The organism is Leptospira barantonii (assembly GCF_002811925.1).
Taxonomy (GTDB): domain Bacteria; phylum Spirochaetota; class Leptospiria; order Leptospirales; family Leptospiraceae; genus Leptospira; species Leptospira barantonii.
The window spans coordinates 175,449-190,461 of record NZ_NPDS01000002.1 but is presented as its reverse complement, the minus strand read 5'-3'; the positions used below and the strand labels follow the sequence as shown (position 1 = coordinate 190,461).

The 15,013-nt window shown below is 45.5% G+C and carries 12 protein-coding genes; 5 read left to right on the top strand and 7 right to left on the bottom strand.

Going from position 1 to position 15,013, the window contains the following annotated elements; genetic code table 11:
• Nucleotides 1-11: 11 nt before the first annotated feature.
• The 4 genes from flaA1 to CH367_RS05585 all read right to left on the bottom strand — a co-directional run bounded on the left by flaA1 (nucleotide 12) and on the right by CH367_RS05585 (nucleotide 3,994).
• Nucleotides 12-956, bottom strand: coding sequence for a flagellar filament outer layer protein FlaA1 (flaA1, locus tag CH367_RS05605; protein WP_100761518.1), 945 nt, complete (start codon nucleotides 954-956; stop codon nucleotides 12-14).
• A 23-nt stretch (nucleotides 957-979) separates the two neighbouring features.
• Nucleotides 980-1,699, bottom strand: a complete 720-nt coding sequence (gene flaA2 / locus CH367_RS05600; RefSeq protein ID WP_100761517.1) for a flagellar filament outer layer protein FlaA2 — start codon at nucleotides 1,697-1,699, stop codon at nucleotides 980-982.
• 293 nt (nucleotides 1,700-1,992) lie between these two features.
• A complete protein-coding gene (locus tag CH367_RS05590) occupies nucleotides 1,993-2,823 on the bottom strand; it encodes a hypothetical protein (protein ID WP_100761515.1) in 831 nt (276 codons plus the stop codon).
• Nucleotides 2,824-2,830: 7 nt separating this feature from the next.
• On the bottom strand, nucleotides 2,831-3,994 hold the full coding sequence (locus tag CH367_RS05585) for an LIC10775 family protein (protein WP_244284487.1): 1,164 nt from the start codon (nucleotides 3,992-3,994) through the stop codon (nucleotides 2,831-2,833).
• Between the two features lie 477 nt (nucleotides 3,995-4,471).
• On the opposite strand from CH367_RS05585, the gene CH367_RS05580 reads away from it, so the two are divergent.
• Nucleotides 4,472-5,950: a beta-propeller fold lactonase family protein gene (locus CH367_RS05580; RefSeq protein ID WP_165783227.1), complete on the top strand. Its 1,479-nt coding sequence runs from the start codon at nucleotides 4,472-4,474 to the stop codon at nucleotides 5,948-5,950.
• Between the two features lie 270 nt (nucleotides 5,951-6,220).
• Complete coding sequence (locus tag CH367_RS05575) at nucleotides 6,221-7,318, top strand: zinc-dependent alcohol dehydrogenase (RefSeq protein WP_100761513.1); 1,098 nt, start codon at nucleotides 6,221-6,223, stop codon at nucleotides 7,316-7,318.
• A 106-nt stretch (nucleotides 7,319-7,424) separates the two neighbouring features.
• Here CH367_RS05575 and radA read toward each other — a convergent pair whose 3' ends face one another.
• Both radA and CH367_RS05565 read right to left on the bottom strand, forming a co-directional pair.
• Nucleotides 7,425-8,804, bottom strand: a complete 1,380-nt coding sequence (gene radA / locus CH367_RS05570) for a DNA repair protein RadA (RefSeq protein ID WP_100761512.1) — start codon at nucleotides 8,802-8,804, stop codon at nucleotides 7,425-7,427.
• Nucleotides 8,801-9,439 carry a ribonuclease D gene (locus tag CH367_RS05565; protein ID WP_100761511.1) on the bottom strand — a complete coding sequence of 213 codons (639 nt, stop codon included), beginning with the start codon at nucleotides 9,437-9,439 and terminating at the stop codon, nucleotides 8,801-8,803. The genes radA and CH367_RS05565 overlap by 4 nt, the downstream gene beginning before the upstream one ends.
• 121 nt (nucleotides 9,440-9,560) lie before the next feature.
• Between CH367_RS05565 and CH367_RS05560 the strand changes: the two genes are divergently transcribed.
• The 3 genes from CH367_RS05560 (at nucleotide 9,561) to CH367_RS05550 (ending at nucleotide 13,886) form a co-directional block, all read left to right on the top strand.
• Nucleotides 9,561-11,501 (top strand): alpha-galactosidase, encoded by a 1,941-nt coding sequence (locus CH367_RS05560; RefSeq protein ID WP_100761510.1) that lies wholly within the window; start codon nucleotides 9,561-9,563, stop codon nucleotides 11,499-11,501.
• Nucleotides 11,502-11,562: 61 nt separating this feature from the next.
• Complete coding sequence (locus tag CH367_RS05555; protein WP_100762058.1) at nucleotides 11,563-12,048, top strand: putative lipoprotein; 486 nt, start codon at nucleotides 11,563-11,565, stop codon at nucleotides 12,046-12,048.
• A 29-nt stretch (nucleotides 12,049-12,077) separates the two neighbouring features.
• On the top strand, nucleotides 12,078-13,886 hold the full coding sequence (locus CH367_RS05550) for a hypothetical protein (RefSeq protein WP_100761509.1): 1,809 nt from the start codon (nucleotides 12,078-12,080) through the stop codon (nucleotides 13,884-13,886).
• 16 nt (nucleotides 13,887-13,902) lie between these two features.
• Here the strand turns inward: CH367_RS05550 and CH367_RS05545 are convergent, their stop codons facing one another.
• Nucleotides 13,903-15,012 (bottom strand): SpoIIE family protein phosphatase, encoded by a 1,110-nt coding sequence (locus tag CH367_RS05545; RefSeq protein ID WP_100761508.1) that lies wholly within the window; start codon nucleotides 15,010-15,012, stop codon nucleotides 13,903-13,905.
• Nucleotide 15,013: the final 1 nt, after the last annotated feature.

Genomic DNA, 15,013 nt, shown 5'->3' with positions numbered 1-15,013 from the left:
ATTATGAAATCTTATTTTCCTGCCGCTCCACCGCCGCCGCATTCTTTGTCGACTTTGGCTTTGAGCATCTTATCGAGTTTGTGCTTGCTCTTGCAATCTTCGTCGTCGAAATCGATGGAAGCTCCGTCGAAGTGAACTTCGAAAACGTCGGAAAGAACTCTTAACTCGTCGAAGAAAAGATATACGGTTTCACCGCTCGTATCGGGACGGGAACGAATCTTAAATTGTTTGAAAACGATCGTCTTCACTTGCGGATAAGAATTTACGTCCTGAGGAACTCCTTGAGGAATCCCAACGGTAAGCGGTCTCCATCCGATAAAGTCGAGAGATCCGAACTGAAGAATATGAGTGTCGCCTTTCCAGTCTTCGATCCAACCTTCGAGATTGTATTCGTTTCCTCTTCCGCAAACCCAAACCGAAATCGCCTTGCTCACACCCGGGAATTCCACTCCGTAAATTTTGGAGATCTTTCTTTGGTTGTTTGAATCCAAGTAAGACTTGGTGCGAAGTACTTCGTATTCGGGAACTCTCGGAGGACGAATGGTTACGGCGTTGTCACCGGGAAAAGTAAACTGAAACTTAACGCCGAGAACTTTCGCGGTTCCAGCGTCCACGTTCTTGATGTCTCCCGGTTTACCGGAGATCAGTTTTACTTCTCTCAAAGACTGCGCGTTTTGCGCGGTCGGTTGATACTGCTGTTGTCCGTTTTGCGGTTGTTGTGTATCCTTATCAGTGGATACTTCCCAACCGTAAGCCGCGGAACTTGCCGGGTTGTCCCAAGATTCCACGGTGATGGATCTGAGTTCCATTCCACTTACGTCGATCCCGGTCGCGGTGTCGATTCCGCGTTTGCTTTTGATGATGTTCTGTCCGTTAACCAGACCCAGAAGAATCGCTCCTCCGAGGATCGTAGTAAGAACCGCTGTAATTTTGAACGAATTCATGAACCTTCTCATGTCTGCTTCCTTTCTTTTGAAGATTACCAGTTATCTTTAATTTCCGATCCGGGATACTTCGCATCCGATTTATCGGCGCGAACTTCCAAATCATCCACGTAAAAGTAGAATTGTCCGCCCACTTCGTGAACGTCGCTGACTACGAATAAAGATACGAAATGTAGATTCTTATCCAGAAGAGCGAAACGTGTACTTTGAGGAACGTAACCCGGAATCGTCGCGGTCATTTTTCTCCAACCGAAATAATCCAATCGTCCCAGACGGATGTTATGAGTGTTTCCTCTGTAGTCTCTTAGCTTCGCGAAAAGAGTGTGACGGAATTTTCTTCCCAGAGCCCAGATGGACAACTGACGCGCTTTTCCTTTTACGATATACTCGTGAGGAGGAAAAACTTCCACTCTGTCAAAACCCCTATTGGTATAGTTGGTTTTTACGCCGAGGATATGATTCTTTTCGATCTGATCTCCCCCGTTATCCGGAACCGTGTTCTCGTCGAACACGTCTCTCATCAGACCTCTTTGAACCATTTTGAGAACCTTGGTTTCTCCGAGGGGAGTCGTTGACTTAGCTCTCCAGTCTTCAGCCTCTTCGAAATTCTCGAGAATGAGCTTCTCAAGAGGATCCGGGTTAGCTCCTGTTTGCTGATTTCCGCCAGCCTGATTGTTTCCGGTCTGCTGGCTATAGACACCTGGTACAGCAAGAATGCAAAGCAGTCCGGCAAGTAAGATGATCTTCTTCCTCATGAGAATTTCTCCTGGTTACAAAATACAAAAAATAAAAAATCGTTTTAGAGACGGATCGCGGGATTCTTAAAAAGAATCCACGGACGGAGAGAAAATCTGATTCTACTACCCGTCTCCGTATAAATATCGGAAGATAAAGGATCAAAATTAGCAAACGAAAAAGTTTTTTGATAAATCGAAGATTTTTTTCGTGCGTCGAGCGATCGAAGCTGAGATAGACGATCTAAGTTGCACCTTCACCCCGCGCCGCGTAGTTCCGACTTTTCGAAAAAGTCCGGTTGGTCCATTCTCCCCTATTTCTCTTTCGTAAAGAATTTACCCAAAAAAATACAAACAAACCAGGAATAGTTCAAGAAGAATAAGCCCGAAAGCCCGTACATTCCCGCGCGAACCAGCTTCTTTTCCGGATCGGCGATCGGGCGAAAGATCGTCGGAGTCTCGGGAATCGGAAATTTATAAATTCTTCCCGCGTCCTGCACCGAAAGTTTGTAATACGGGTATAAGGAATGGGTTTTGAGATTCTCCCCCCAAAAAAAGACCGAATTCCCCCAGGTGCAGTTGGGCAATTCCATTCTTTCGCAAGCAACCCAAACGTGAATCGGATCCCCCTCCTTCCAGTTTGCGGAAACCAAGGGCGCGACGTGAAAGTAAATCGTCTTGGCCCGTTTGGGTTCCGACTTCGCTCTGCTAATCGCGGACCTCGACGAGACATAGTTCTCAAGAACCTTAACGCCTCGAAACACGAGAATCCGATCGTTTCCAAATTCTCTGCTTTGCGCGAGATCCGTGTTTTTTCCGGTCGGAAGTCCGAGGAAAAATCCAATGCTATGACTGATATAAAGCGAAGAAACTCCCGCGGATAAAAGACTTAAGAAAAGCGCGATATAAAGAAGATTTCCGAACTTAGTGCTGAGCCGGATAACCAAAAACAAAAGAGGTAGAAACGAAAACAAAAGTAAGGCGGCCGTAAGTAAAACCGATCCGTAAATTCCGAGCGGAATAAACAAAAGCGCCATTCCGTCCACGAGACAAAAACCGATGAGCAAAAGTTGCCAATGGGAATTTTGCGAGGGCGGTCCCGGCGGATACGGACGATCTCCTGTTTTTACGAGCCCAAAAATCATAACCTATTTATTCAACGATCAGTTTCTGATTCAATTGTGACCAGATCTGACGAAGACGATCAATCTGTTTTTCCGGTCCGGCTACGGAAAACAAAAGTCCTCGGTTCTCTCGTAAATAATATTTTTCCAAAAGAATCCAGGAAACCTTTCTTCCGTCCTTCTGATACGTGTCGAATCGGCTTACGTAAGAATCGTCCTCTTTTTTTCTTCGGAAGTTCATTTCTCGGATCGTTCGCGGATTGATTCCTCTTTTTAGATCCCAGAGTTGGAAATAATTTTTAGATGTGTAGACCGCCGCGACCGGGTGATAGGTAAGTCCGATCGTAAACAGGATTCGGTCCGGTCTGTAATATAGAAATTTTTCGGATTGGGATTTGTATATTTTTTCCCATTCTCCGCCTTCGCGTTCGGTCGGTAACGTTTTATAGAATCTTCGGATCTTCCAGATATGATCGCCTTCGTTTCCGCTTTCGGGGGTTTCCGGTTCCGGAAAAAAATGTCTCCAGTCGTTTTCGGTTTCGAGTGAGAATCGAAATGGTTCACTTTCAATTTTTAGAATATTCTTTTTTGTGCATCCGTATGGGTCGGTGAGATCGTCCACGTCCTCTTTTTTGTGGGCCATGTGTTTCATCAAACGACTCGATTCTTCGGTGGCGGTTTGATATCCTTCGGGTACGAGTTTGCCGAATTGAAACCGATAACAAAGTCCGATTCCTTTTAACAATCGAATCGCGGAATAAGGCTCTCCGTGTTCCGCTAAGGTTTTGGCTTCGCTTCTGTGAACGTCAAGTTCGGATATGTCCGGAAAAACTTCCTCGTATTCTCGGTCGATGAGGAACTCCACTCTTCCGTCCTTATAAAATCTGTAGTTTCTTCCTCGCAGGTCGGTCTTCCATACGAAATGAGGATTCCCGCGAAAGAATTTCATCACCTTGTTGTATAAGACCGCTTCTTTTTGTTCCTGGTCTTCAAACCAAGAACCTCGAAGAAGCGGATCGACGGAGGTTTGTGTTTGTGAAACGTTCGGTTGTGTCGAGTTTTGTGGAGTCGTCCGCGGCGGTTCCGTTTGTCCGTATAGGGAAAAGAAAACAAGACAAAAAATTCCCGCGATCCAGGGAAGGAAGACTCTTCTTTTTGGAAAACCTAAACTGCGAATGATGATTCTGAACATGGGTGCGTCGCTCGCAAAGAACGTTTAGAAATAAGAACCCGCGCAAGCTCGATCCTTTCCCAAAAGTTCGAGAATCAATGCACGATCCCGTGATTTCCAAACTGCATCAAACGAGAATCTTTTTCATTGTCGGAGATGACCTTCTCCCAGTCAATCCATCCTTACCGAATCGACTCGATGCGGGAAGGGCCGCTTTTCGTTGATTGTAGCCGATAAAACCGTAAGTCGTTAATCCGAGAAAAAGAACCGCTCTAAACTATGTTTTAGAATTTCCTAATTTAGATTCGAGAATCGTTTTATAAGCTACGATTTTCGGATAATCCGAAAACGCCCGATCGTCTTGACTTACGAATTCGGCCGACGCTACTTACCCAAAGCGATTATTATATGGAAATAAATAATAAACATAAATTCGTTAAACGGACATTCAAAAACGGGAATGCGTTCTTCTTTCTATTCGTATTTAATATTTTTTGCATGTTCATTCTCGACTGCAGACAAACGTTCGATCTAAGCGCGTGCGATCCGGCCAGCGACTGGTTCAAACAAAGTCTCGCCTTAAAACTCGCGTTAAACGACTCGAACAATGAAGTTTGCGGTTATCGCTACGGAATAAAGATCAATCTCAATCTAAAAATTTCCCAACAAACGCCGGCGAGCGGTTTAACGGCAGTTTCCAGAGGAACCGGGATCGAATTTACGTTCAGTGAAAGAATGAGCCCGGAAACATTGACCTCTCAGACGACCGCGGGAACCTGTTCCGGATCGGTTCAGGTCAGCTACGACGACTTCTTATCCTGCATAGAAGGCAATTTGGACCTCGGTCAAAATCCGAAAATCACATTCAATCCTTCTAAAGTTCTTAGATCGGGAACACAATACAAACTCAGGGTAACGACGGATGCTTTGAACGAACAAGGCGAACGTATGGCCTCGAATTACACAAGTTCGAACAGCTTCGGCACGAGTGGGGCCTGGGCTTACGTTTCCAATTATCAGAATTCTCAGATTTGGTTGTTTACGATGGATCCAAATACCGGGCTTTTGCAGACGCGAACGACTGTTTTCGTGAATACCACTTCGGGAGTTTCCTCGCTGGCAATTCATCCTTCCGGAAAATTTCTCTTCGCTACGATGGCCTCGGAGATCGCGACCTACAGGATCGATACTTCTTCGGGAGATATCACGTTCGCTTCCACGTACCCGGTCGCTTCTCCTTCTAAAATCGTGATCGAACCAACCGGGAAGTTCGCGTTTGCAACCGGGGCCGCGGCGAACACGATCTACTATTTCAAAATCGATCCGACGACGGGCGCGCTTTCACCGAACATAGTTTCCGGATTGGGGGCTTCCACTTCTCCGCAAGCGATTTGCTTGAATCCTGCCGGAAACAGTCTTTTTGTTTCTATGAACGGCGGAGGAGGAATTCTGTTTTTCGGTTTGGACTCGACCGGAATTCCGAATGCAAGATCCAACACGCCGTACGCGGCCGGCTCCGTATTTCTCAAAACCGATCCCACGGGAGAACATCTGTATTCGGTAAACAATACCACGAACAACGTGGATATGTTCACGATCGATTATACAAACGGACTTTTATCTGCGGGAACAACTTACAACTCGATGCTCGCGCAACCCACGAGCATCGAGTTCGACCCTGCCGGAAAATTCGCGTTTATTTCCAACTATGCCTCCGCGACTACGAACATCGTCATTCCGACACGGAACTCATCCGGAGTATTAAACACTTGGGGCTCCGCGATCACTTCGAGCATGGGCACTCATGCCGTGATTCTGGATTCTTCCGGTAAATACGCATTTTCCACCGAATCAACCGGAAATGTCGTCAATCTATATACCGTGGATACGATCAATGGAAGCGTATCGCCGAATACGCCGAATATCGTCGGTGTCGGTGCGGGAAATCCCGGATCCTATGCGATCTTAATTTACTGAAGAATTCGAATCGCGTCCGGGAACAAGATTCGAGCCACAAATCCAAAAATAGAACCAACGACTTCTTTTTCAGAATATCCAACCAATATCACACCGAACCTTCTACGTTAAACCGAAATCGTTTCGATACAAAATAAAAAAACATATTCAGTTTTTATAAACTTAAACTCGTCCATCGACACTCTGCTTAATTATTTATTGACCATTCTCGATTTTTAATTCAAATTTATGGAAAGAATTTTTTGACTTTAAAATCGAGGACAGAGAGAGATGAAGCAGTTAACTTTTATCAAAAAAGGCGTTTTGGAATGGAGAGAAGTGCCCGATCCGAAATTAGAATCGCGGGAAGACGCGTTAGTACGTCCTTTTGCGGCAGCTCGTTGTGATTTGGATTATCCTTTTCTATTTAGAGATTTTCATTCCATTCTTCAGAGAGGATTACAAAGACATTCGATGGACGAAATGACTCTGCATGCTTGGGGACAAACTCCGTTCAAAGGACCCTTTCCTTACGGACACGAATGTGTCGCCGAAATCATTTCCTGCGGCGATCACGTCAAAAATTTCAAAGTAGGAGATAAGGTAATCGTACCCTTTCAAATCTCTTGCGGCAAATGTTTAACTTGTCAAAAGGATCTCACCGGATTGTGCGAATCTCATCCGAGAAGATGGTACAGCTACGGAGATATGGGTGGAAACTGGGGAGGAGCGGTAAGCGATATCGTTCGTGTTCCGTATGCGGATTCTATGTTGATCCGAATTCCCAACGGAGTCGACCCGATCGGTTTGGCAAGTGCAAGCGATAATATTCCGGACGGATATAGAGCCGTCGGCCCGTTCTTAAAAAAGGATCCGAATTCTCCGGTTTTGGTCGTAGGTGGTGGAGCTTTTAGCATCGGTCTTTATGCCACTGCGATCGCGGTCGCGATGGGATCTCCCCAAGTGGATTACTTGGATACGGATCCTCTTCGTTTGGAGATCGCAAAAAAAGTCGGAGCGAATCCGATCGACGGTAAACCGGAAGGTTCTCGCGGATCGTATCCGATTACGGTGGATGCGAGCGCGGCGCCTGCGGGATTGGATTGTGCGATTCGTTCTACGGCTCCGGGCGGAGTGTCCACGAGCATTGGAATCTACTACGAACAAGGAACGCCGATGCCCTTATTCGAAATGTGGATCAAACAATTGAATTTTAGAACCGGGGTTATAAACGCGAGAATCGAAATTCCCGAAATACTTTCTTTGGTTCAATCGGGACTTTTAAAACCGGAACTTGTAACGACAAAACTCGCGGATTGGGAGGACGCAGAAAAAGCGTTCTTGGATCCGACCTTGAAAGTTGTCGTACATCGAAAGACTTTATATTGAGTGAGTTCCCACAAACGAGATTTGTTTTACAAGGGAATTCTTTTGTAAGAGTTCCCACATTTCGTTTACGGTCCGCTACGATTTGTGGTCCAAAAAGTCAACGGGATCAATTCGCACCGGGAAACAAAGAACGCAGATCGTTCAAGGAGCGAATTCCCTGAATCTGAATGTCCAGATTCTTATCGAGTTCGCTTAAGTTACCTTCGGGAAGAATGACCTTCTTCATCCCGACGCCCGCGAGTTCTTTGACTCTGAGATTGGCTTGGCCTATACTACGAACTTCTCCCGAAAGACCGACCTCGCCTAAAACGCAGGTTCCTTTCGGTAGGGGTTGATCCAAATAACTCGAAATGATCGAAGTGCAAATCGCAAGATCCAACGCGGGTTCGTCCGCGTTCAGACCGCCGGCGAGATTGCTGAATATATCACATTCTCCTAATTTGATTTTGATGTATTTTTCGATCACCGCCGCGAGAAGAATCACACGTCGTGTATCCGGACCTTCCGCCATTCTTCTTGCTTGAGCAAAACCCGTTTTACTAACCAAGGCCTGCACTTCCACGGTCAAGGCTCGGCTTCCTTCGAGAACGGCGCTGATCGCGGAACCGCTTCTTTCTTCCGCGCCCGCGCTTACAAAGATACGATTGCGATCGCCGACTTCTCGTAAGCCGCCCGAAAACATTTCAAAGATCGCAAGATCGCCCACCGCGCCGAAACGATTTTTCACCGCACGAAGCAATCGATAATAATTCAGTCGATCTCCTTCGAAGTACAAAACCGTATCCACGAGATGTTCCAAAATTTTCGGACCGGCGATCATTCCTTCCTTGGTGATATGACCCGTCATCAAAATCGGAATCCCCGTTCTTTTTGCGGTTTCAAGAAGGACTTGTGTACATTCCCGAAGTTGTGTGACGGTTCCCGCTTGATTGGGAAGGGCTTCTCTCGCGATCGTTTGGATCGAATCCACAAAAACAACGGAAGGTTTTTCACCTTCGATCATGGCCGCGATATTCTCCGCAACCGTTTCGGAAGTGAGAAGAAGTTTCGAGGTTTGAATTCCCATCCTTTCGGCGCGCATCCGAATTTGCGACGGAGATTCTTCCCCGGAAATATAAAGAACGGTTTTGTTTGCCTGTGACAGATAACGTGAAACTTCGAGAACTAGAGTGGACTTTCCGACCCCGGGCTCTCCGCCGATCAACGTCAAAGAACCGGGAACCAATCCTCCGCCGAGAACAAGATCCAATTCCTTCAAACCGGTTCCCATTCTCGTGAGAGATTCTTCCCCTACTTTGTCTAAGGGAGTGGGTTCCTTATACGATTTATTCTTTTGAGAATTTCCGTTCGAAGAAGCGAATCGTTCCCCGCCCACTTCCTCGACGATCGTGTTCCAGTTCCCGCAGGATTCGCACTTACCGGCCCAACGGGAATAATCCTGACCGCAGGATTGACATACGAAAGTTCGGACGAGTTTCTTTTTCAATGTTCGAAAAGAGCGGGCATCTCAAGCCAATCGATCTGGTTGAAAACGGGAAGACAAGCGAACGCTTCTCTTGCGAGAGTTTCCCTTCCTTCTCTCGCGAGAATTTCGGTTAACTTCTGTTCGAGGGAAATCAGATACTTCACATCCCCGCTCGCGTAGTCCACTTGATCCTTGGTGAGAATTTTTTTACCCCAATCGGAGGACTGATTTTTTTTATCGAGAATCTCATCGTAGAATTCCTTGATGAGATCTTTCAAACCGTGTTTGTCCGTATAAGTCCGCGCGAGTTTGCTCGCGATCTTCGTGCAGAAAACGTTCTGCAAAGAAATTCCCAAACGATAACGCAGAAAGAGAGAATCCATTCTCGCGAAATGAAAAATTTTTACGATCTCCGGATTTTCGAATAAGGACTTGAGAAGAGGCGCTTCCTTTTGATCGGGAAGAATTTGAACCAAACTTACGTTATTGGAAGAATCGCAGATCTGAACCACGCAGAGTCGATCTCTTCTCGGATTGAGTCCCATCATTTCGCAGTCGACCGCTAAACGATCGTCCGCCATGTATTCCTCGAATCTTTTTTGAGAGAGATCCCCCGGAAAAAGCTCCGGTTTTATAGTTGAAGGTTTTGGAGGCATAATTTCATAATAATCCGTACCGCGCGGTTTCGGGAACCAAAAATACGAGACGGGGACTGCGGAATTATAGAAAAGTTCCCGTTCGTATCAGAGAAAAATAGCGGCAAAGAAAAAGAGAAACATGAGAGCGATTTTAAACTACAAAGTCTATGAGGATTCCTTTACATCCTCTTTTGAAATTTCAGGGAAAGAATTAAAAAGCAAAAGCGATTGCGGAAATTTTTCGCTTTCACTCGGACACAAAAAGACGGGGAAGAATGAAGTCTTCAAACCTCATCTGGATTGGATCGGCGAACAAAGACCCAAGGCTGGAACCGAAATTCTCACCTTGGAAATCGAACTTCCTCCGCACGCGATCGACGAACCGAAAATTTTTCAACACGGTTATCAATCCTGGAGTCTTTCCGCGGTTCATCCTCTTTCGGATCCGGACGAATCTCCTCGTTTGGATTTTCTTCGCTACGGTCAGGAAAACGTTTATACGAATCATTCCGGAGAAAGCGGGGATTGGCAGAGCGAAGGTTTGCTTCTTCTCATTTCCTCCTCGAAAGATCCGCACTACTTCGCGGGAGCGATCGCTCCCGGAGAACAAGGAGTTAAGTTCAGAGTCGTTTCTTCCCAAAGAAAGGAAGCGCTGGAGAATTCCAAAAAACATTCTTGGATCTCGGATTCGGGCGTTTCTTTAATCTATGATTTTTATCGTTACGAGGACTTCAGAGGAAACAAACTCGCTCTGACTCCGGTCGGCGTGACTCGTTTTACGATCGAACCCGAAGCGTTCTTAAAAAAGTATTTTAGCGAATTAGGAAAAGCTCATAAAGTAAAACTTCCAACGACTCCGGTTCCCACCGGTTGGTGTTCTTGGTATCACTACTACACTAAGATTTCGGAGAAGATCATTCTCAAAAATCTTTCTCTCGTTAAGGAGAAAAAACTTCCGATTCAATTCTTTCAGATCGACGACGGTTATCAAAAAGAAATCGGAGATTGGCTTACCACAAACGATAAATTCCCCGGAGGAATGAGACTTATCGCGGAGGAGATTCGACGCGAAAAACTCACGCCGGGAATTTGGCTCGCACCGTTCTTGGTAAGAAAAAAATCGGAGTTCTATCAAAAATATCCGGAAGCGGTTTTAAAAGATCGGGACGGAAAACCGGTTCCCGCGCTTTGGAATCCTCTCTGGGGAATGGACTACACATACTGCATCGATGTCACCCATCCCACTTCCCGTGACTTTTTAGAAAACGTTTTCAAAACGATCGTAAAGGATTACGGTTATCCGTATCTCAAACTCGACTTTTTGTTCGCGGCTCTTCTTCCGGGTTGGACATACGACCGTGGAGTATCACCTCACAAACGTTATGCGGACACGATTCGATTCATTCGTAAGGTCGTGGGCAAGGACGTTTTTCTTTTGGGATGTGGCGCTCCGATCTATCCTTCGATCGGACTTTTCGACGCGATGCGGATCAGTTGCGACGTCGCTCCGTTTTGGGGAAGAGAAAAGAAAAGAATTCTCGCCAAAGACAAACACGCGCTGTCGACGGAAAGAGCTTTGATCAACGACATCACTCGTTCTTCGATGCACAGAAATCTTTGGTACAACGATCCGGATTGTCTTTTGGTTCGTGAAAGTAAAAACGATATGAATCCCGCGCAGACACAATTGATGGCGAGCGTGATGGCCGTTAGCGGTGGAATGATTCTCGTGAGCGACGACCTTTCTCTCATCGGAGAAGAACGATTGGAACTTCTCAAAAAGACATTGGAACTCGGAACGAAGTGCAGAAACAAAACGCCGATTCCGATCGGAATCGCATCGGGTTTGTTTCCAAACGCTCTTTATAATCCGGCAGGCTTTTTAGGAATTTGGAATCCGAGCGAGGAAGAAAATACGATCGAAATCAAAACTCCGTTCGTATCCAAGTTGAAACAATTCCCGGATTTTTGGACCGGAAAGGTTCCCGAGTCCTTTGAGTATTCCTCTAAAACGGGAATCTTAAAATTAAAACTTCCCGCGTTCGGCTCCGTGGTTTTACAAACCGCAAAAGTTGTTTGACTGAATGAAAGGAAGATATAAAATTCCAACCGACAAAACGAATCCACGGAGACTCCATCTGATGAAACGCACGCTACGATTACTGACTCTCTTAACGCTCGGACTTTTTATCATAGGTCTGAACAACTGCTTTATTTTCGAATCGATCTCGGCAGGAATGAACTCCATTAGTAAATCCTCGGATTCTTTGGACAGTCTTTCCAAATCGGTGAAATCCATTTCGGGATCGGTAAGTTCCATTTTCTCCTCTTCTTCGGACGACGATGAAAAAAAGGAAAAGGCTTATCTCAAAGACGTGCGCGATCTGACCGCGATGCACATCGAAAACGGATTTCAGGAAATCGAATTTAAAAACGATCTTTCCACTCTCGCTCTGCAAAACGGACTCACCAACTGGAAGTCGTTGCGCGTAACGTATCTCGGGATCGGAAGCGGTCTTAAAAAGGCGGGAGTGAGCGAAGATAAATTTCAAACATTCGTTTCCGCACTCGGAACTTCCAAACCCGAAGTGATCGAATCCATTCGCAAAGGATTTCATCAACTCTGAGAAAATTTCTTTCTCTTCTGATCGCGGCCCTGCTTTTTACGGCGGGGCTGTATTCCTCCCCTACAACCGCGGACTTTATCTACGTAGACGCAAACACCGGTCAGTCCAGCGGCGGCCACACCGGCCTCAGAATCGGAAACAAGGTCTATCACTATCAATTTTTTCCGGACGATATCTTTCACTTGGTCCGCGAATCCTACGACGACTTCGCATTCAGTTACAATGTAGTATCCAATCGAACGAGTATTCTTACTCGATTGAACTTCAGTCAAAAAGAAATTTCAGTTTTGGAATCGGGACTCAATCGTCTTTATCTGGTGCAGTTCAGACATTTGCAGAATTTGGAGATGTTAAAAAAAGAGACCAAGTTCTTCGAGGAATTGAATTCTCCCGAAAAAAAAATCGGTCTGCGCGCCACCGCGTATTTTACGCAAAAGGAACGATCTCCAATTTCAAAGAATATCAAATCCGAGATCGTTTATCTTTTAGGCGAGGATTATCTAAACGACCTGGAACAAACTCTCGAATACGAACTCTATTCTCAAAAAAGTCCCTTGGAAAGAATGGAGTTTCCTCCTTTGCCGGAGAAGATGACCCGAGACCGGTTTCCTTTTTTCAAACCGGGGTCCTTTCTGAGACTCAGAGACACACTCGAAGGGATTTTGTTCTGCAAAATTCTCAGGGAAGAATGGAAACTAAACGAAGAATTCAAAATTTCGAATATACAAATTTCTTTAAGTTCTAAAGAAATCGAACTTTTAAAAACCTTTTACAAAAAACAGATTCTTTCCTTGGCGGAAATCGTTTCCGAAAGGGATCCGGGCTGGGGTTACAGCGCGCTCGTCACTTTAGGAAGACTGCATGCGATCGAGGAAAGTTTAAGAACCGGTTTCCCCGTTTTTTTATCCAGCTTTCCGGAAGATTCTTCCATAGTTTACCAAGAAGACAAAGAGGACAAACAGGCGCTCGATTATCTTTCCGAGGAGAATTGGTCCGTGGTTTCATTGGCTCGCAAAAAAATTTCAGAGATCAAGGAACTCACAGAAAAGGAATACCAAATCTGGGAAGACGCGACCAACCGCGCCTTTGAACTTAAGGAAGGAATCGACAATTCCATACCTGTTCGAGTCACTTCCGGAAAATTACTTCCAGCACGAGAGAATAAGTTTCTACTTCCGATCGTGTTTCCGGAAGAAACGGTTCTCGCAGAATATCTCAAACTCGCGAAACGGAGAGAAACGGAATATCATGTCCGTTTAAAAAAACTCTATCCGTTTCATCTGTTGTTTGAAAACTGCACGACCGAAATTATCCGAAGCACACAGAATTCCTTCGATCAAAAAGAAATTTCGTTTCCGGGAGAAAAAATCGACTTCGACTATTCGATGGCCTTGATTCCGTTTTACGCATCCGATTCCGTTTTTAAAAACTGGAATTCGACGGGACAAACGACCCTACTTTCGTATCGAAGACGAAAACTTTCCGAACTTTTACAAAAGGATCCGAGTTTCAAAAACGCCCTTAAGGAATCGTTTACGTTTTCTTCCACGATCTACAAACCCAACCGGGAAGATCATTTTTTTCCTCTTTTTACGGACGACGTGTTTTGGCTAAGACCGATTTACGGAACCGTAAACCTGGGCGCGGGACTCGGCGCGACGACGATCGGAGTTTTCACATCCCCGTTCGACAAGGGAGAACGGTTTCAAAAAGGATTTCAATCCCTGTTCTTTAGTTTTCCTGAATTCGTTTTTTTTAATATTCGAAAGGGAACGTTTCCCACGGTTTCCATGCGGGAAATTCCCGAAGAAATCTTTCGGTTTCAAGACGAGGATTGAAATCGGGTTGAAATTCTTATCTGATTTCCAAAAGAATATAAGACGCGTCGTCTCTGTATTCTCTGGAAGGAATGGAAGAACGCACGTAATTATCAAGAGCCACTTTCATTCTTTTTAAGGAATCGTTTCCGGATTTGTGAATTTGATTCAGTTCCTCAATGAGCGGATGATTCAAATTGTTGATGATCCCGTCCGAAAAAAGAAAAATCACATCTCCGTTATCAAAGCCCGCTTCGTGACTTGGAAAATCAAGATCTTCTAATATTCCCATCAACTGCCCGGACTTATCCTTCAAAAAAGAAAATCCTTCCTTATGAAAGTGAACCGGGAAGGGATGTCCTCCCCGCGCATAGACGAGTTTCTTTTCGTTCGGAAAAAGAATCGCGCAAGCCGCGGTCATACTGTGGGTTCCGATGTTCAGACAAAGTTCCTGGTTCATTCTTCCCAGAATATCGCTCGGATTGTCCGAATTCTTAAATTCTTCCTTGGCGAGGGTGGTCATCAAAAGTGCGATGAGTCCGGAAGTGACACCGTGATCTTCCACGTCTCCCAAAAGAAGAAGAATGGATTTTTCCTTTTTAAGAATCACGTTAAAGTCCCCGCTTACGAAGGAAACAGGAGTCACGTCCGCTTCGATTCCGTACGGACTCAGATCCGGGATCGAAAAAATCTTTCCTTGAACCCTGGAGGCAAGACGAAGATCCCTCATGATTACCTCGTCGCGGAGATCCTTTTCTTTTAGAATAGTATAATAATCGAATGCTCTTTGGATCGCGATCTGAACCGTCTGAATGGAGAACGGCTTCAAAAGAAAGTCGCTCGCCTTGTGGGTCAATGAAGTCACGACGTTGTTGATGTCCCTTTCTCCGGTCATCATGATAACCTGGGTTTTGGATTCCAGATTCTTAAAATAAGGAAGAATATCGAGACCGCTCGACCCGGGCATGTGAATGTCCAGAAAAACGATCGGGTTTAATTCCTTTTCGAAGTATTGTTTACCCTGCTCCACCGAATCGAAAAATACGCTTTGATAGCCGAGTTTGTTGAGAATGAGTTCGAGAGTTTCCCCCACGTCCCGATCGTCGTCGAGGATTATGATTTCCGGTCTAAGGGGAAATTCCGTCATA

Excerpts from the sequence above, each read along its gene's own strand:
- CH367_RS05560 (WP_100761510.1), top strand. The coding sequence starts at position 9,561 with ATGAGAGCGATTTTAAACTACAAAGTCTATGAGGATTCCTTTACATCC.
- flaA2 (WP_100761517.1), bottom strand. The coding sequence starts at position 1,699 with ATGAGGAAGAAGATCATCTTACTTGCCGGACTGCTTTGCATTCTTGCT.
- CH367_RS05555 (WP_100762058.1), top strand. The coding sequence starts at position 11,563 with ATGAAACGCACGCTACGATTACTGACTCTCTTAACGCTCGGACTTTTT.
- CH367_RS05585 (WP_244284487.1), bottom strand. The coding sequence starts at position 3,994 with ATGTTCAGAATCATCATTCGCAGTTTAGGTTTTCCAAAAAGAAGAGTC.
- CH367_RS05565 (WP_100761511.1), bottom strand. The coding sequence starts at position 9,439 with ATGCCTCCAAAACCTTCAACTATAAAACCGGAGCTTTTTCCGGGGGAT.
- CH367_RS05580 (WP_165783227.1), top strand. The coding sequence starts at position 4,472 with ATGTTCATTCTCGACTGCAGACAAACGTTCGATCTAAGCGCGTGCGAT.
- CH367_RS05545 (WP_100761508.1), bottom strand. The coding sequence starts at position 15,012 with ATGACGGAATTTCCCCTTAGACCGGAAATCATAATCCTCGACGACGAT.
- CH367_RS05590 (WP_100761515.1), bottom strand. The coding sequence starts at position 2,823 with ATGATTTTTGGGCTCGTAAAAACAGGAGATCGTCCGTATCCGCCGGGA.
- flaA1 (WP_100761518.1), bottom strand. The coding sequence starts at position 956 with ATGAGAAGGTTCATGAATTCGTTCAAAATTACAGCGGTTCTTACTACG.
- CH367_RS05575 (WP_100761513.1), top strand. The coding sequence starts at position 6,221 with ATGAAGCAGTTAACTTTTATCAAAAAAGGCGTTTTGGAATGGAGAGAA.